We start from the raw sequence: 18,080 nt of genomic DNA, 5'->3' as shown, positions 1-18,080 counted from the left end.
GAGAATGGCAGCTCTCCCGCTTATCTATTTGAATTATTGAATTTGTTTTAATACCGCTTGATGGACAATAAAGCCACAGATTGGAAATACTCTGTCTGTAACGGAGTAGGTTTTGTCATTTACGAGGACTGTATTGTAATCCACCTTTTGACACTGATTTCCTCTTTCTTTCAGGTCGTGAACGACAATCTCGCTTAACTCTTCCTGAGTCCGATACTGATCATATAAATCTAATACGATGGTTTTCTTTTTTGAAAACATGGCTTTCAGCCCCCCATACAAAACGCTTTTGTGAATCTATTCACATTATTATCATAACAGATTCATGTATAGGTTCAATTAGTTTGTTAAAACTTTCACAATATTATCACAACTAGATAATTGATGTCTGTCCCATTTTTTTAAAGCATCGTTTTGGTCATTTCCCCCATGACCCAATTTGTCCGCGCACCAGAATCTCCAGTACTCGGGCACTTGCCGCCATCTCCTGTCAATTCCTCCACTATCGTTTCCACAAGAGGCTGATGAACATGCTGCAGCGGTTCAAAACTCCATTGCTCCGCGCCTTCAGCAGTTGTCAAAACAATAGGTTCCGACCCAAAAGTGGAAAAGGTAATTTTCCCTTTACTGCCAATGATTTCGTTGACATCGACATTTTCAAAAGCGGAAAAGCACCAAGTTCCTGTTCCATGGATTCCGGATTCGAACATGTATGTACCAGTCACAATATCTTCCGCCCGGTAATAACCCGCCTGGTTGGAGGCAAATCCGTTAACGTTCTTAATCGGCCCCAGTAGAAAATCGAGCAAATCAAGGGTGTGGCTGGCGAGGTCGTAATACAGCCCGCCGCCTGAAATTTCAGGTTGAACTCTCCATGAGAGTTTTTCGGGATCCTTTACGTCATCTGAAGCTTTTTGATACTGTGTTGTTGAAACAAAACGGACATCTCCGATTGCGTTTTTCTCCAACAACGCTTTAATTTTTAAAAATCGAGGCATTTCCCTGCGGTAGTAGGCAACAAATAATGGAACGCCGGCGGCTTTGCAGGCAGCAATCATTTCCTGGCATTCGGCAAAGTTGAGCGCCATTGGCTTTTCTACATAGACAGGTTTTCCCGCTTGTGCAGCTTTAAGGGTATATTCTTTATGTGAACCTGGCGGTGTAGCAATGTAGACAGCATCAACATCCGGGTCGTTTATAAGTGAATCGGCATTATCGTACCATTTCGGGACATGGTGTCTTTCCGCATAGTCTTTCGCTAGTTCACCGGTTCTCCTCATAACAGCAACTAACTCTGAATTCTTAACTTTTTGAAAAGCTGGCCCGCTCTTTACCTCGGTAACATCGCCGCAGCCAATAATACCCCAACGAACTTTTTCGAATTTCATGGTCATAGGTCTCCTTCTTCTTTGGTTGTCTCGGATTTATTAAATTTTCCCCAATTCATCTAGAAATACAGGTTGCTCTGATATAAGGCCATTATCTCTAGGTATATTATAAATTAATTTCTAAAGGTAAAAGCCTTTTTTTTACAAAAAATATCACTGGCCTCCAAGCAGGTGATAATTTAAACGGCAAATCTTATCTTCTGGTAGGTTCTCAAATGATACATGGGGACGGTTCTTTTGCATCACTAAATGATGCAAAAGAACCGTCCCCATGCTTCACTTGATTAAATTTGCCGGAGTGTCGCCTGTTAGGCCAGAAACGAGGTTAGTCGCCGCTGTCATTGCCATTTGAAAACGGGTTTCATAAGTGGCTGAGCCGATATGCGGTAAGGTTACTACGTTCTTCATTGAAAGTAGCGGATTGTCCATGTTAATTGGTTCCTGGACAAACACATCCAAGCCGGCACCAGCAATTTCGCCAGTTTGCAGGGCCTGAATCAACGCTTCTTCGTCAACGGTTTTCCCTCTTGACACATTGATAAACATCGCCGACTTTTTCATGAGCTCGAACTCTCTTCTTCCGATTAGCTTTTCGGTTTCCGGCGTGAGCGGCGTCAGGAGACAGACAAAATCGGATTTCTTCAACAATTCTTCCATTGAACAATAGGTGGCGCCATACTTCTTTTCTGCAGCCATATTTCTTGATCGATTGTGGTAAAGAATCTCCATATCAAAGCCACCGTGCGCCCTTTTGGCCACGGTAGTCCCGACTCCGCCCATGCCAATAATTCCTAATACCTTATGATGGACATCTACCCCATACCACTGTTCTCTCAGTTCGGATTGCCACTGCCCGGTTTTCATCCATTGGTCCAATTCCGGTATCCTTCTGGCCGAAGCCAAAATTAATCCCATAATCGTATCTGCTACCGTATCATTCAATACATCAGGAGTATTCGTTGCCATTACTCCACGTGCTGTCAATGCCGCTATATCCAGATTATCGTATCCTACTGACATATTGCTGACTATTTTTAACTGAGGAGCCTTGTCCAATAATTCGTCGTCCACTTTCAACCTTGAACCCAATATCCCATCTGCATTTTTCAATTCCTGAAAAAATGCAGGATATGTATTTGAATCTAGTTCCTCAAAATAAACAACTTCACATGTTTGCTGTAAAAATTCCAAAACATTAGAATCTACTTTTTTATAAACTATCACTTTTGGTTTCATCTCTACCCCTCCTAATTACATTATATTTATTGAAACATAGGGACGGTTCTTTTGCCTCACGGAAGTGAGGCAAAAGAACCGTCCCCATGCATCCCCATGCATCACAAAATTTTATATTGGTTAACAGGCCGGCCAATTCCGCCATATTCGATGACGATTTCCACTTTTCCGCTTTGTTCGAGATATTCTAAGTATCGTCTCGCGGTGACACGGGCGAGGCCGATGCCTTCTGCGACTGCTTCTGCAGAGATGGCCTGGTCCTGCCCTTTTAAATATTCGATTACCTTTTCGAGTGTCAACATATTCAGTCCTTTTGGCAGCTCGCCTTTGTCCTGCTTGCCTCGCTGAAATAACAAATGATCCAATTCCTGCTGGGAAATCGCATCTTTTTTCAAAAGACTGCTATAATAATTCCGGTAATTTATCAAAGCTTGCTGGATCCGCTCAAATTTAAAAGGCTTCATGATATAATCAACGGCTCCATGCTGCAAGACATCACGGACCGTTTCAATATCACTTGCTGCCGTTACCGCAATGACATCCGTTCCGAGTTCTTCTGAGCGAATTTGTTTGATTGTCGTAATTCCATCCTGGTTGGGCATATAAATATCGATAAAAACGAGGTCCGGCTTTTCTTTTTTGATAAGCTCAATCCCCTCTTTTCCATTTGAGGCAACACCAATGACCTTATACCCTCCTACCCTCTCCACAAACTGCCTATTTATTTCTTGAACCATCGGATCATCCTCTATTAACAGAACCCGAATTAGCCCTTCAGCCATACAACAATCCCCCTTGTTAAATCGTTACAATGAAGGTCGTCCCTTTTCCAAGGTCAGATTCTACCTGAATCGTGCCGCCCGCCCGATCAACGATTTCTTTTATTAAATAAAGCCCAATTCCATGATCCAAGCTGTCCTTGGTTGAAAAGCCCTTTGTAAAAATATGCGGCAGAACGTTTTCAGGAATGCCGCTCCCGCTGTCTTCAACGAGAATCGATAAAATCTCATCATCATGTTCGATACTAACATAAATATTTTTCTCATCTACATCCTTGTTCCTATAGGAATCAAACGCATTTTCAATAAGGTTTCCGATAATAATCACAAAATCATGTTCATCCAACGGTTCTGGAAACGAATGCAGCCGGCTGTTGCGGTCAATATGTAAATGAATGCCCAATTCCTTGGCTCTGCTAACCTTACTAATCAACAGGCCGGAAAGACTTTCACTCTTAATATTCTTCGACAAAAATTGTGTCAGTTCTTCTTGCTCTTCGGCTGTTTGAAATACATATTCAAGCGCTTTTTTCGGGTTCCCAAGCTGCAACAGTCCAGCAATTGTATGAAGCTTGTTCATATGTTCGTGATTTTGCACCCTTAAGGCACTGACAAAAGCTTTAAAGCCGGTTAACTCTTCGGCCAGTTTTTTCACTTCAGTGCGGTCTTGGAATATGGCAAGCGCTCCAATGATTTCATTATTTACTTTAATCGGAATGCGATTACTGTGTATATTTAAATTACGAACGGTCAGCTCTTTGTTATAAATCGGCTTCTTGAGCTCGAGAATTTCCGGCAATCTTGTGTCCGGTACTACCTCGGCAATAGACCTGCCAATCACATCTCCTGAAATCCCCATCATTGTTTTTGCTTTATCGTTAAAAATCGTAATCTTTTCTTCCTTGTCAATGGCGATAATCCCTTCATGCATGGCATTAAAGGTTTCCGTCCGCTCCTGGACTAATTGAGCAATCTCGTGCGGTTCCAGATTAAACATTTGCTTTTTCATTTTAGAAGCAAACAGCCAGGACCCCCAGCCGCCAAACAATAATGAGATGAAGCCGGCAAATAGAATTTCCATCCGTAAATCCCAAATCATTTCAAAAAAAGTAGGAAGTTTATAACCTGCCAGGACGACCCCGACTTGCTGATGCTCCTCATTCATAATCGGCACAAAGGCTCGAATCATGGTGCCTACTTCACCTTTTGCTTTTGTCGTGTAGGTAAGTTCGGCAAATGCCGGCCCCTCATCGCTCCCATTCGACCTTTTTCCGATCAAGCTTGGAAGGGGGTGAGATAGACGCATATGATTCATATCCATCACAACAATATAGTCCGCATGATGGATGATTCGCAATGTTTCCACTCGTTTGCGAATCTTCCTCTTGTCCTCCATGCTTCCCGTAATATTGGATTTGATTCCTCCATCCTCTGCAATGGTTTGTGCCGAAAGTAAAGCCCTTTTTTGTAATTCAGCCTCTTCAGTATTGATGAAATTACTAATAACGATAATTCCGGCAAGTAACAGAGAGAATGAAACAATGAAAAAGATCAGCGCCGTAATCTTGGTCTGTATTGAGAGACGATTCATAGGAGTTTTCCTTTCAGATGAAATCTACTAAAATAATTTTAACATGTTAAAATAATAAGGAAAACAAGGGGGAAGTTCTGATGAAGTATTTAATTGCATCAAGCGTGCTTGTCATCACCTTAATAATTGGTTTCTTCTTCTTGCCCGCCAGTTTGTTAAGCGGGAAGAAAATCCCCTATGATGATGAACAGGACGGTTTGTCCAAACAAATCGTCATCCGTTTTAGCCACGTTGTTGCTGAAAATACTCCTAAGGGGCTGGCCGCGCAAAAGTTCGCCCGGCTGGTGGAGGAAAAAACAGATGGCTTAGTCAAAGTAGAAGTGTATCCAAATGGAAGTTTGCATACTGACGAAGATGAGCTCGACGCTCTTATTGATAACGATGTCCAAATGATTGCCCCCTCCGTATCCAAACTGACGAACCTGGCACCAGAATGGGGACTGTTTGACTTGCCGTTTTTGTTTGAGAATGATCAAGATATTGAAGAGACACTTTCAAGCGAGCTTGGTCATAGGTTTTTATCATTAAATGAGAACAAAGGAATCATAGGGCTGGCCTTATGGAGCAATGGCTTTAAGCAAATGTCAAGCAATCTTAACCCCCTTTTGTACCCAGATGACTTTAAAGGTCAAAGATTTCGAATTATGCCAAGTCCCATTATAGCTGAACAATTCGAGGCATTAGGCGCTCAGCCTGTCGAGGTTCCTTTTAACCAATTATATACATCGCTTCAGGAAGACCAATTTGACGGTCAAGAAAATACGATTTCAAATATTTATTCCAGACGCATTTATGGGATGCAAAAGTATATGACGGTCAGTAATCATGGATTTTTGGGTTATGCGGTTCTAATGAACAAAGAGTTTTGGGACAAGCTGCCTAAAGAGGTCCAGCGGGATATTCAAGAGGCAATGGCCGAAACCACCTCGTGGATGATTTCCGAATCACAACGGGTAAACAAAGAGCAGCTCAATCTAATAGAGCGGGAATCCTCCATCCAAATTTATCGATTAACGGAGCAGGAAAAAATGGAGTGGTATCAAGCCTTAAGACCTGTTTACCAGAAGTTTCTGCAAACTACAAAAGACAAGGAAATGAAAGAATTTGTAAAGAAAAGGATGGACCAACTGGAGACAAACTAAAGGGTCTCTTATTGAAGAATTCTAATATGACCTTTAGAGCCTTGATTATTCAAGGCTTTTTTTGTTGATGTTTTCAGGACAGTGGAATGTCGAACACGCAGTAGAGTACTAGCATATGTTACTACAAAGGCTCAACATAAATTGTTCGTTCCACCCATTATGTAATGAAAGGATGGTGAAACTATGGAGTGGTTTGGGGATAATTATGCTAAGTTCGATTTTGAAATGTTTTCATTAAGTCATTTTATCATTATGGGTATCTTCTTGGGTTTTACAGCGAGACTTTACTATATGCGTGGCCGGTTAAAGGACGAAAAATGGAGACACGCAGAAATAAGCTTAGCCATCTCATTGATTATACTAGAATTGATTAACCATTTATGGATGTATGTAAATGGAAACTGGAAAGCAAGTCATTCTCTCCCGCTTGAATTGTGCAATATTAGTTTGCTTTTGACGATTATTTTCTTATTTTCCAGAAAGAAACTTCTTTATGAAATTTTGTTGTTCACAGGCCTGCTAGGTGCCACGCAAGCTATTTTCACCCCATCATTAAACTACGACTTCCCACATTTCCGCTTTTTTCATTTCTTTATTACCCATATGGTGATCGTTTGGGTACCGCTTTATTTCACATGGGCAAAGGGGTATCGGCCAACGATTTGGTCCTGTGTAAAGCTGTTTGTATTCATAAATCTTTTGGCGCCGACAGTCTTGCTTATCAATCATCTTGTAGATGGAAATTATATGTACCTAAATCATAAACCCAAACATGCAAGTTTATTAGACTTCTTGGGCCCTTACCCATACTATATTCTTTCACTAGAAGTACTTACCATTATACTTACCTTAATCGTTTGGTTCGTTTTCAGAGAAAAAAAGGGGAAAATTAGATAGCTGAAAAATAGTCGAAATTGGGATTGCCTTGGCAGGCAGTCCCTTTTCTTATTATTAACACTAAATATACTTTGCCCAATTCTAAGACCAAAAAGACCAAAAAGACCATTATCACCTAAAATATTAAAATTTCAAATTATCAATTAATATGAAAACAGGGAGAAATGAAAACGTTATCAAACAAAGGGGGTAAATGGAATGAAAATTAATTTTCGCAATTTAACGGTTCAAGTTATTATCGGTATTATTCTAGGTATTGCAGTCGGGTTTCTGTTTCCAGAGTTTGGGGCAAAGCTAAAGGTTCTAGCAGATATCTTTATTAAACTAATAAAAATGGTCATCGCACCAATCATCTTCTTTACCATCGTCATCGGGATTGGAAATATGGGAGATTTAAAGAAGGTTGGCCGTATCGGCGGTAAGGCACTGCTTTATTTTGAAATTGTCACTACCTTCGCATTGGCCATTGGTATTCTTGTAGTTTCTATTATCAAGCCTGGTCACGGCTTTAACACCAAAGCCGCTGAAGGGGCAGACGTTTCACAGTACACTAAGGCTGCTGCTGAAACAAGCCACGGCGTTATGGACTTTATCTTAGGAATCGTCCCTGATAATGCGCTTGCAGCACTTTCTGGGGGAACTTTGCTGCCGGTTCTATTCTTTGCGGTGTTATTCGGAGTTGCCGCTGCTTCTTTGGGGGAAAAAGCAGCACCAGTCATTTCATTCTTTGAAAAAGTTTCTGAAATTTTCTTTGCTATTGTTAATATGATCATGAAGGTATCTCCAATTGCAGCATTCGGAGCGATGGCTTTCACAATCGGTAATTTCGGTATCGGATCTCTTATCTCATTAGGTAAATTAATGGGTTCCGTCTATATTACAATGTTCCTATTCATCGTATTCGTTCTAGGCACTATTGCTAAATTCTATAACTTCAATATCTTTAGCTTCTTAAAATATATTAAAGAAGAAATCCTGCTTGTTTTAGGAACATCCTCTTCAGAATCTGCTCTTCCAAAGATGATGGAGAGACTAGAAAAGTACGGCTGTTCAAAATCAGTAGTCGGTCTTGTTGTTCCGACAGGTTATTCTTTCAATCTTGATGGAACCTCCATCTACCTATCCATGGCTGCAGTCTTCATTGCCCAAGCCTATGGAGTCGAATTAACCATTTGGCAGCTAGTGACCCTGCTTGGCGTATTAATGCTTACTTCTAAAGGGGCTGCAGGCGTTACCGGATCTGGATTCATTACATTAGCCGCTACGTTAGCTGCCTTCCCAATGATTCCTGTTGAAGGAATGGCGCTTATCCTAGGTGTAGACCGCTTCATGTCTGAAGCGCGTGCGATTACCAACTTAATTGGTAACGGTGTAGCAACGGTTGTAATTTCAAAAACTGAAGGAGAATTTAAAGCAAGCAGCGCACCTGCGGCTAAAACAAAAACTTCTATTGCTTCTTAATAATACGTATAAAAAAAGGGCTGGCTCCACTGAGTCAGTCCTTTTTTGCATCTTCCCAAATGTCATAAATTCATAACATATCTAACAATAGTAAGGTGGATAATCATATTATAATAAAAATATAAAGGAAAGCGATTTCAAACATCTCATAAGTTTCAATAACTTTTTCTAATAGAAAGGAGTTCTTAGTTATGAACTACCTAGAAGTAAAGGAAAAATTAGAAGCTTCAAAACATAATTTAGAGAAAAGATTGGAGAATCTTCAACTATCAAAGGAGGAAAAAGAAACTCTTCTTCATTCCATTGATAACTACAACTACATTATTGAATTAACCGATATGAATCATTACGCCCGAGGGTAACATCCTCATCTATAAATCTTAATGATAGTTCAAAAGCAACTGCCATGACGGTTAGTTGCTTTTTTTATTAATTTTCTTTTCCTTCGGTACTAATTTCACCACTTTATACCCAGGCTTTAATTTAACCCTTCTTGTTTCCTTATCTGTTTTAAGTTGATAAATCGAATATTTACGCGGCTGATGTTCAACCAGTTCAATCTTTTGGATGGATTCGCTTTTATAATATTTCCGTATTTTCTTTTCTTGCTTCTCCTGCTTTTCCCCGTAAAACACATCATATAAAAAAATGAAGACATACACGAAAATGGCGCCGACTATTAGTGTATATAGAAGTGAAGACAAAATTGACACGGGTAACATCCTTTCTTTATAAGAGGCAATAAAATATATTTTATCGTTTCTTCCGGCCAGTTTCCATTTTTTCTACAATTGTTCTTAGCTTGTTCATTTTTTATTCATATTCATTCTGTACCATAGTTTTTATAAAAAAATTTAGGAGTGAAATAATTGAAAAAATGGATTCTTTCAGGATTTATGGTTGGCGCTTTGGCTTTGGCAGGCTGCAGCAGCAACAGCGCCCTCATGAAATCCGATGCCGGAAATATCTCTCAAGACGAATTATATCAAGCGATGAAAGCCAAATATGGAACACAAACCCTTCAGCAGCTGGCAGTGGAAAAAGTGCTGACAAAAAATTATTCCGTTTCTAAGTCTGAAGTGGACGCCCAAGTGAATAAAACAAAGGAGCAGATAGGTGATTCATTTCTCTCCACTCTACAGCAATATGGCTTTAAAGACGAAAACGACTACCGAAACTCTGTAAAGCTAAATCTGCTGGAGCAAAAGGCAGTGTTTAAAACCATAAAGGTTACGGATAAAGAACTGAAGCAGGCATACGATGATTACAAACCGGAAATTCGTGCCCGCCATATATTAGTAACTGATGAAGCAAAAGCAAATGAAATTGCCGCAAAACTCAAGTCTGGATCGAAGTTTGAGGATTTAGCGAAGGAATCAGAGGATACCGCCACTGCCTCCAAAGGCGGCGACCTTGGCTGGTTTGGCACCGGCGTCATGGACCCCGACTTTGAAAAAGCAGCCTATGCTTTAGAAAAGGATCAAATCAGTGACCCAGTCAAAACCTCCTACGGATACCATATCATCCAGGTAACTGATAAAAAGGAGAAAAAATCATACGAGGACATGAAAAAAACCCTTACCGAACAGGTAAAGAAATCAAAAGTCACACAGGATCAGATTGTTAAGGTGTTAAAAGACGAGTTCAAAAAGGCAGATGTCAGCATTTCTGATAAAGATTTAAAAGCTGCTGCCGAGTTCTCTGCTACAGCTGTTCAATAAGAATTTTCCATAGAAAAAAGCCGAGATCTTCTCGGCTTTTTTTACTTCGTGAACCATTCCAATGGTACCAAAATCAAAGAGGGAAACAGTACAAGAATGAAAACTACGATAACTTCTGCCAATAAGAACGGCCATACACCTTTGACAATGTCGTCAACCCCTAACTTCCCAACTCCTGCTGCAACGTTTAATACCGTCCCTACCGGCGGTGTTAATAGACCGAGACAAGTCGTTAATACGAAGATTAATCCGAAATAAACTGGGTCGATACCCGCTGCCTGAATAACTGGCATTAGAACAGGTGTAAGAATTAGAATTGTTGGTGTTACGTCCATAGAAGTTCCGATAATCAGTACTATGAGGACGATAATAAACATCAAAAGAGTTGGATGACCAATAAATGGCTCAAGTAGTGCTGTCAACTGTGCCGGAATATTGGCAACAGTAATTAGCCATCCGGACACCATTGCAGCAGCGGCCAATAACATGATGACACTTGTTGTTTTAGCTGATGCTACAAGTACATGGTAAAGATCCTTAAGTTTTAATTCTCGGTAAATAAACAAGCCTACAAATAAGGCATAGAATGCTGCTACTGCTGCTGCTTCTGTAGGTGTAAAGATACCGCCGCGCAAACCGCCAAGGATGATGACCGGCAAAAGCAATGCCCAAAATGCCGCAATAACTGCTTTTAAAATTTCTTTTCCAGTTTTACGAGGTCGTGCCTCCATTTTGGCTTTTCTTACGACCAATGCCCAAACAACAGTTAAAGAGATTGCTAGAATCAAACCAGGGACAATCCCCGCCATGAACAATTTTGTTATGGATACACTAGCAGTTACACCAAACACAATCATCGGGATACTCGGCGGAATAATTGGTGCAATAATACCGCCAGCGGCGATGATACCAGCAGAACGATTTTTGTTGTAGCCTTGACTGACCATCATAGGAATTAGGATTGCCCCTAGTGCTGCAGTATCCGCTACGGCTGACCCGGACAAACCTGCAAACAAAACGCTTGCGATAATTGCAACATACCCAAGACCGCCCCGGACATGTCCGACACAGGCCATTGCAAAATCAATAATTCTTTTTGAAATTCCCCCTGCATTCATCAATTCTCCCGCAAGGATGAAGAAAGGAATGGCCATTAGCGGGAAATTGTCCGCTCCCTGAATCAAGTTGGAAGCGAGAATTTGCGTATCAAAATTGCCTAGGGCGAGCATAAGACCAATTCCGCTGATTAATAGTGCAAACGCGATAGGGATTCCCAAAGCCATGGCACCTAACAATGTTAGAATAAAGATTGTTAATGTCATTACTTCTTATCCCCCGTTTCATTATTGCCGATATGTTCTATCTGGTCCTCAGATGCTGCCATAATTAATTGGCTATAATCCTTTTTAAATATAAATCTATATAACTTGAATAGAATAATGAGAATCATTGCAGCGCTCATAATCACACCAAATACATAAATATAGGCATAAGACATTCCAGTTGCCGGTGCTGATAGGTCCGTATTAAGAAGTGTCAGCTTCCAGCTCCCTTCAAGAAGAAACACGAGGGTGATAAGCAAAATAATATTGGAAATCAGATAAACTACCTTTTTCCCTGCCAGCGGCAGCTTTTTTACAACAACATCTACACCTAAATGCTCATTATCTTTAAACGCCAGGATGGCACCTAAAAATATTAACCAAACAAATAGGAAACGTGATACTTCTTCAGACCAAGTAATTCCTGAATCAAAAGCATATCGTAAGACAACATTGGTAAAAACAAAGATGGCCATCAGCGATAAACATACCACGATGAGAAATTTCAATAGAGAATTGACCTTTTCTGCAATTCCTTTCATCGTTGCCCACTCCTTACAAAAATTGAGAAGGGTCCGAGCTAGAACCCCTTCTCAATGAATGATTATTTTGTATCTTTAATCTTTTGAACCATTTCTTTAGCCCATGGGTATTGTTTGTAGTATTCATCATACATTGGCTTTACTGCATCTTCCATTTGCTTCTTGAATTTGTCATCTGGAGTAATGAACTTCATACCTTTTTCTTCAAGGAACTTCTTGTCTGCTTCATAGCTTTCTTCTGATAGCTTCCATTCGTAATCAGAATATTCTTTTGCTGCTTCTTCAATCGCTTTTCTTTGGTTGTCAGATAATTTCTTCCAGAAGTTCTGGTTGATAATTAAAATGTTTGGAGTGAAACCGTGACGGGATTCTAAAATATAATCCTGCACTTCATAGAATCCTGAAGATCTTACAACCCCAATTGGGTTATCTTGACCGTCTACTACTTTCCCCTCAAGAGCAGTAAATACCTCCGAAAGCGGCATTGGAGAAACGTTAGCACCTAATAATTGGCCTAATTGAACAAATACAGGTGTATTAGGCATACGAAGTCTTAAACCTTTGAAATCTTCCATACTTGCAACTTTTTTGCTGGATGAAACCATTCTGAATCCATTTGCGCTCCATACTAATGGATGAACGCCATGTTTGCTTTCAAGTTCATCTGTTAATTCTTTTCCAATTGGTCCATCTAATACTGCCTTCGCATGTTTGAAATCCCTTAATAAAAATGGCCATTCAATCGCACCCATTTTTGGAACATCAGCCTGCATAATCATGCCGGGAAGTCCCATTTCAACTGTGCCGTTACGAACAGCGGTGTAGAAGTCCTTTTCTCCGCCAAGCTTGTTGTTTTCGTAGATTTCAACTTTTAATGAACCACCTGATTTTTCTTCAACAAGCGGTTTGAATTTTTCGACCAATGCTTTATTTTGCGGATGGTCTGGGGCATAATAGTTAGCCACTTTAATTGTGTAAGATGTGTCTTTGCTGTCAGCTTTTTTTGATGTTGATACTTGTTCTTCTTTTTTGCCACAAGCACCTAAAATTGAACCAATGGCAAGAAATAATGCTAAAATGACTCCTAACTTTTTCATGAACAATATTCTCCCCTTATTTGTTTTTTATAAAGTGATCATGGCCTTGATTGTTTTAGATTCAGGTGCCATGAGCATTTCAAATTTGTCATTGATTTCGCCAAATGATGTTTTCGATGTAATAAATTGATCTGTATCAATATGACCTTGTTTAATCGTTTGGGCAACGTACTCCAGGTCTTCTCTTGTCGCATTTCGGCTAGATAATAGGGTAAGTTCCTTTCTATGAAACTCTGGGTCGGGCAAAGTAAACTCTGCTTGTACCAGTCCGACAAAGAGCAAACGCCCGCCGCTTGATGCATATGTATACGAATTATTCATGGAATTCACATTTCCAGTTACATCGAAGACGAGATTTGCCATATCTCCATTTGTTATTTCATTAATTTGTTCTAAGGCATCATCACTTGCGTTCACTGTGAAATCTACATCTGCCCACTCACGGCAAAAATCTAAACGCTGTTGATTCATATCCATCGCAATGACTTTAGCGCCAGCAAGTTTAGCGAATTTCATGACACCTAATCCAATCGGACCAGCACCGATGACTACCGCAAAATCCCCATTTTTGATCTCGGCACGTCTTACTGCATGGGCACCGATACCAAGGCATTCCACCGTCGCAGCCTGTTCCAAAGTAATGTCATTTGTTTTCATAAGATGACTAATCGGAACAGCCAAGTACTCCTGCATCCCGCCATCTATATGTACACCGAACAGCTTTAATTCCGTACAGCAATTTGTTTTACCGCTGCGGCAGGCTACACACTTTCCACATTCCAAATAAGGAATGATGGCAACATAATCACCAATTTTGAAACCGGCTTCATTTGTTGGCAGTTCAACAACTTCCCCGGATAATTCATGACCTAAAATCCGAGGATATGTAAAAAATGGCTGACGGCCCCTGTAGGCATGAAAATCAGTTCCGCAAATCCCAATTCGGCGTATCCTGATTAACGCCTCCCCCTCTTTTAATAAGGGAATCTCAGCATCCTTCATGACAAACTTAAAGGGCTCTTCACAAACAATACTTTTCATGATGTTTTCTCCTTTAAAAGTTGATACATATCTTTATCTTCAATGTTCCGCTATAATGACAGTTTGGTAGAAATGTTTCCTACCCACCGGAGTCAAAAAATTGAAAATATTGATCGCGCTATCATTCAACATCTCAATGTGATATGTGAAATGTTACATATCACTCCTTTAGGATACATTCCCCTACTCTCCTACGTCAACACCTTTTTTACATTTTGTTTACTAAATATACAAAATATAATGGCTTCCTTTTTTATGAAAAAAATTTTATAATAAAAGTTATCTATTATTCACTATATCAACCTAATATGTAACATTTCAGTTTTGTTTGAGTTATGTGGATGTGAATCCACTGATGAATGGAGGAGTATGAACTTGTCTACAATTGAAACCTCTCTTTTGACTACACAAGTTTATGATGTTTTACGCAGTAAAATTATTGGTCGAAAATATCTGCCGGGCGAAAAACTGGATATTCATAAATTAGCAGACGAGTTTGGGGTAAGCCGCTCTCCTGTAAAAGATGCCATCAATCAACTGGTTCATGATGGGCTGATTGAGATCATCCCAAGAAAAGGGACCTATGTTACGCAAGTAAATTTTTCTGATTTTATTGACATTCTTGATGCCCGTTTAATGATTGAAACATGGGCAGCACAGCGCATAACAAATTCTGTTACAGATGAGCAAGTGAACGAGTGGGGGAACATTGTCCATGAGATGGACTCACTGCTTGAAGTGAGCCCCTTCCCTTTTGAAATGTATAGCAAACTGGATATGAAGTTCCATAAGATGCTAGTTGAGTGGGCCGAAAATAGAAAAGTATTGGAAATTTACACTTCTTTAAACACACATGTCTCCTTGTCCAGAATTGTTCATTCTACATCATTAGAGAGCACCAAAAAGAGGCATCAGGACCACAGAACATTATTCGAAGCTATACAGAATCGAGACCTGCCGACCATTTTAGGTACTCTAACCCTGCATATTGCAAGTTTAAAGAATGAGGCCGAATTGCGTTGGGATGAGGTAATGATCTAATAAATAAAAGATGAGGGAACGACAATAGTTCCCCCATTTTTTTTTTAGCCAATACATTCTATTTTTTATCTAATAAAAAGCGTGCATAACCTATTGGCCTTGTATGAGTTAATTGCCGTTCATCAACCATATCTGCCCCCAGAAAGATATATCGGTGGGGCCTAAAATTGCATTCTATAAAATATGGAGACCCTTCTTTTGTAAGACCTATGTCTAGTCCAATGTCAGCCAAGTGAGGCAAATTACCAGTCAGACATTCAGCCACTTTCAGCGAAAGCGATGATATAGCTTGTTGGACCTCTATTCTTTTTGCAAGATCTACAATATCCTCTAAAGTGTATGATGTTCCTCCTTGACCTACATTTGTTAGGAAACCATGTTTTGGAGCAACCCTAACCAACATTCCAGTTATATTCCAATCTCCAGTTTCATCCCGTTGAACATGTACCCTTATATCAAACGGATTCCCCTCATGTGTATCTAAAGGAATCCGTTTTTGTACGAGGTACGCCCTACTGTTGATAGAATGTAATAAAACATCTGGAAATTCATACTCAAAATCTATTTTTCGGGTTTCATTCGCAGTATTATAGATTAAACTCCATTGATTATTGCATGTCTTCTGTAACTTCATAATTCCTCGTCCGAGATAGTCATTGCTCGGTTTTATTATTAGTTCATCATACTTTTTCATCATGTTATGGATTGAATCATTGGTTGCTATTAATGTTTCCGGTAAATGAGGGACAAGATCAGGGTTCTTCATTAGGATAGTATGAATAAAATATTTCCGGTCACGAATATACGAATTGAATATTTGCCTTCCTTCTGATGTCAAAGCTTTAATTTTACGGCGCACTTTTAAACTGGAAGTCATTGTACGATTAAAAATGACCTTTGGTGTTTCCAGAGTACAAAGTTGATAGCCTGACTCATATTTTACATACGCCTTGATTATTGTCTGTCCAGGTTGAATATCTTCCCAACGAAAATAACATAGATTTATACTATACATTTTCGCTCCAGCTTCATATAATTCAAGATTTTCCTCTTTATGAATTCCGAAAATCGGAAACCTTTTGTAAAGTTTCGAAGGAAGGCAGATACCTACATATTCGATATCCAATATTCCTCTGCTCCTTTCCGTAAAACAAGTTAATGATGTCTACCTAATCAATTGTGATATTCTGTTATTTTCATCTAATATCGCTATTTTAGGTTGGTGGGAAGCGAGGTTTTCCTCGGCAACCATCACATATGACATGATAATCACAATATCATCCTTTTCCACTAGACGCGCCGCTGCCCCATTTAAGCAAATTTCCCCTTCTTTTTCTCCGGCCAACACATATGTTTCGAACCTTGCTCCGTTATTTAAATTAACCACTTGTACTTTCTCATTGGGCAGAATATCTACCTGTTCTAAAAGCCCTTTATAGATTGTGATACTCCCGACATAATTAAGATTCGCATCTGTAACCGTTGCACGGTGAAGTTTAGCATTCAACATTGTACGCATTATGCTTTATTCCTCCTTTTTAGAAAATTGCGCTCTCCTATAGCTTATTAAGTTTTCCAAGGTTAGGAGATGGACAAATTACTATTTTCTAAATAAATGAGGAAAATGGGTTCATACATGAGACAAAAAAATAGTTGTTGGCATACCTTGTACTAAAGCTTTAAGGAGGGACGCGTGTGTCTAAAGACTTTATAGGCTTTATAGTACCAAAAGGTCTATATAATAAAATTTTAAAATCAAAAGACCCAGGAATTAAAAAAAGGCTGGAGCTTTTCGAAGAAGCGGCACTACAAAACGATTTAATACCTTGTTATTTTCGAATTACCCATATAGGAGCGGGACAAAAGGAAATTCGGGCTCTGGTTAAAAAAGATGGCAAATATCAAGCGGAATACGTTCCCATGCCAAAGGTAATCTACAATCAAATGTGGGCCTCTCCTCCCCGCCTGCGTGTTATTAAATCCTTAACCAGAAACGGAATATATGTTTTTAATGAAAATAATTACTTACGGAAATATCGGTTTCATCAATTGCTAGAAAACCATAGTGAGCTTAGAGCCCATCTACCCCATACGGAAATTATGACGAGTGAAAATCTGCGAAACATGATGCAACAATATAATAAATTAATCATAAAACCTGACAATGGTTTTGTTGGTAAAGGAATACTTAAACTTGAAAAAATAGACGCAAGTAATTGGTGCCTGTCGTATCAGGATTGGGAAGGAACCGAGAAAGTGTGGAAACAAATTTGGTTTCAAGACCAACTCCCTCCTTTATTGTTGCAACTGATGAATCAAAACCTGTACCTTGTTCAAGAGATAATTCCTTTGGCCACTTATCAAGGGTCACCCTTTGACCTTCGAGTAGCCACCCAACGGAACCATTCTGGCAACTGGGAAGTCACAGCCATTATCGGGAAAGTTGCTGTAAGGGGGAATTTTTTAACAAATATCGGCCAGGGTGGTACAGCCTATAGTTTAGAAACACTTCTCGGAGAATACCCGCATCTATCTCACGAAAGCTTAGAAAAACAAATATCCTCCCTAGCTGTCAAAATTGCCGAGTATTTTAGTAAACATATTCCTGAGCATACTGCAGATCTTGGCTTTGATATCGGGCTAACTGCTGATGGCTTTCCTTATTTTATCGAGTGTAATTTTCTATCTGCTTATAAAACGCTGACGATGAGGGATGGAGAACTTATTTATGATGATTGGGAGTCCGTTTTTGCAACTCCTATCGATTATGCACGTTATTTATTAGATAAAGATGCGGAAAATATGTAAAAAGGCAAAAAAAA

19 protein-coding genes are annotated in these 18,080 nt (G+C 39.7%); 7 read left to right on the top strand and 12 right to left on the bottom strand.

The genetic code is table 11. From position 1 onward, the window contains the following. Positions 1 to 33 precede the first annotated feature (33 nt). The 5 genes from V5M37_RS05995 to V5M37_RS05975 form a co-directional block, all read right to left on the bottom strand. Positions 34 to 261, bottom strand: a complete 228-nt coding sequence (locus tag V5M37_RS05995; RefSeq protein ID WP_423801214.1) for a hypothetical protein — start codon at positions 259 to 261, stop codon at positions 34 to 36. A gap of 140 nt (positions 262 to 401) precedes the next feature. Then, entirely contained in the window at positions 402 to 1,388 is a 987-nt protein-coding gene (locus V5M37_RS05990; RefSeq protein ID WP_423801213.1) for a Gfo/Idh/MocA family protein, read from the bottom strand. A gap of 276 nt (positions 1,389 to 1,664) precedes the next feature. After that, positions 1,665 to 2,624, bottom strand: coding sequence for a 2-hydroxyacid dehydrogenase (locus V5M37_RS05985; protein WP_423801212.1), 960 nt, complete (start codon positions 2,622 to 2,624; stop codon positions 1,665 to 1,667). Positions 2,625 to 2,725: 101 nt separating this feature from the next. Continuing rightward, complete coding sequence (locus tag V5M37_RS05980) at positions 2,726 to 3,406, bottom strand: response regulator (RefSeq protein WP_423801211.1); 681 nt, start codon at positions 3,404 to 3,406, stop codon at positions 2,726 to 2,728. A gap of 16 nt (positions 3,407 to 3,422) precedes the next feature. Beyond that, positions 3,423 to 4,994 carry an ATP-binding protein gene (locus tag V5M37_RS05975; RefSeq protein ID WP_423801210.1) on the bottom strand — a complete coding sequence of 524 codons (1,572 nt, stop codon included), beginning with the start codon at positions 4,992 to 4,994 and terminating at the stop codon, positions 3,423 to 3,425. 80 nt (positions 4,995 to 5,074) lie between these two features. Between V5M37_RS05975 and V5M37_RS05970 the strand changes: the two genes are divergently transcribed. From V5M37_RS05970 to V5M37_RS05955, 4 genes are all read left to right on the top strand, one after another. Continuing rightward, the gene (locus V5M37_RS05970) at positions 5,075 to 6,136 is read left to right on the top strand and encodes a DctP family TRAP transporter solute-binding subunit (RefSeq protein WP_423801209.1); all 1,062 of its coding nucleotides are present in this window, start codon (positions 5,075 to 5,077) and stop codon (positions 6,134 to 6,136) included. Positions 6,137 to 6,319: 183 nt separating this feature from the next. Continuing rightward, a complete protein-coding gene (locus V5M37_RS05965) occupies positions 6,320 to 7,033 on the top strand; it encodes a TIGR02206 family membrane protein (RefSeq protein ID WP_423801208.1) in 714 nt (237 codons plus the stop codon). 198 nt (positions 7,034 to 7,231) lie between these two features. After that, complete coding sequence (locus V5M37_RS05960; RefSeq protein ID WP_423801207.1) at positions 7,232 to 8,494, top strand: dicarboxylate/amino acid:cation symporter; 1,263 nt, start codon at positions 7,232 to 7,234, stop codon at positions 8,492 to 8,494. Positions 8,495 to 8,685: 191 nt separating this feature from the next. After that, positions 8,686 to 8,856: a DUF3896 family protein gene (locus tag V5M37_RS05955; protein WP_423801206.1), complete on the top strand. Its 171-nt coding sequence runs from the start codon at positions 8,686 to 8,688 to the stop codon at positions 8,854 to 8,856. Positions 8,857 to 8,907: 51 nt separating this feature from the next. On the opposite strand, the gene V5M37_RS05950 is transcribed toward V5M37_RS05955, so the two are convergent. Then, a complete protein-coding gene (locus V5M37_RS05950) occupies positions 8,908 to 9,207 on the bottom strand; it encodes a hypothetical protein (protein WP_423801205.1) in 300 nt (99 codons plus the stop codon). 156 nt (positions 9,208 to 9,363) lie between these two features. Here V5M37_RS05950 and V5M37_RS05945 point away from each other — a divergent pair, with 156 nt between their 5' ends. Beyond that, positions 9,364 to 10,215, top strand: coding sequence for a peptidylprolyl isomerase (locus tag V5M37_RS05945; RefSeq protein ID WP_423801204.1), 852 nt, complete (start codon positions 9,364 to 9,366; stop codon positions 10,213 to 10,215). A gap of 41 nt (positions 10,216 to 10,256) precedes the next feature. Here V5M37_RS05945 and V5M37_RS05940 read toward each other — a convergent pair whose 3' ends face one another. From V5M37_RS05940 to V5M37_RS05925, 4 genes are all read right to left on the bottom strand, one after another. Next, entirely contained in the window at positions 10,257 to 11,537 is a 1,281-nt protein-coding gene (locus tag V5M37_RS05940; protein ID WP_423801203.1) for a TRAP transporter large permease, read from the bottom strand. Then, entirely contained in the window at positions 11,537 to 12,079 is a 543-nt protein-coding gene (locus V5M37_RS05935; RefSeq protein ID WP_423801202.1) for a TRAP transporter small permease, read from the bottom strand. The genes V5M37_RS05940 and V5M37_RS05935 overlap by 1 nt, the downstream gene beginning before the upstream one ends. A 62-nt stretch (positions 12,080 to 12,141) precedes the next feature. Continuing rightward, positions 12,142 to 13,176, bottom strand: coding sequence for a TRAP transporter substrate-binding protein (locus V5M37_RS05930; RefSeq protein WP_423801201.1), 1,035 nt, complete (start codon positions 13,174 to 13,176; stop codon positions 12,142 to 12,144). 27 nt (positions 13,177 to 13,203) lie between these two features. After that, positions 13,204 to 14,217: a zinc-binding alcohol dehydrogenase family protein gene (locus V5M37_RS05925; protein WP_423801200.1), complete on the bottom strand. Its 1,014-nt coding sequence runs from the start codon at positions 14,215 to 14,217 to the stop codon at positions 13,204 to 13,206. 375 nt (positions 14,218 to 14,592) lie between these two features. Between V5M37_RS05925 and V5M37_RS05920 the strand changes: the two genes are divergently transcribed. Next, positions 14,593 to 15,258 carry a GntR family transcriptional regulator gene (locus V5M37_RS05920; RefSeq protein ID WP_423801199.1) on the top strand — a complete coding sequence of 222 codons (666 nt, stop codon included), beginning with the start codon at positions 14,593 to 14,595 and terminating at the stop codon, positions 15,256 to 15,258. Between the two features lie 58 nt (positions 15,259 to 15,316). Here the strand turns inward: V5M37_RS05920 and V5M37_RS05915 are convergent, their stop codons facing one another. Beyond that, a complete protein-coding gene (locus tag V5M37_RS05915) occupies positions 15,317 to 16,384 on the bottom strand; it encodes a YheC/YheD family protein (protein WP_423801198.1) in 1,068 nt (355 codons plus the stop codon). A gap of 39 nt (positions 16,385 to 16,423) precedes the next feature. Continuing rightward, positions 16,424 to 16,780, bottom strand: a complete 357-nt coding sequence (gene panD, locus V5M37_RS05910) for an aspartate 1-decarboxylase (protein ID WP_423802579.1) — start codon at positions 16,778 to 16,780, stop codon at positions 16,424 to 16,426. 173 nt (positions 16,781 to 16,953) lie between these two features. Here panD and V5M37_RS05905 point away from each other — a divergent pair, with 173 nt between their 5' ends. Further along, entirely contained in the window at positions 16,954 to 18,066 is a 1,113-nt protein-coding gene (locus V5M37_RS05905; protein WP_423801197.1) for a YheC/YheD family protein, read from the top strand. Positions 18,067 to 18,080 lie beyond the last annotated feature (14 nt).

The organism is Neobacillus sp. SAB-20_R2A, from assembly GCF_049568635.1.
GTDB lineage: Bacteria > Bacillota > Bacilli > Bacillales > Cytobacillaceae > Neobacillus > Neobacillus citreus.
Note: the sequence above shows the minus strand (reverse complement) of the source record. Positions and strands in the feature narration are given on the sequence as shown.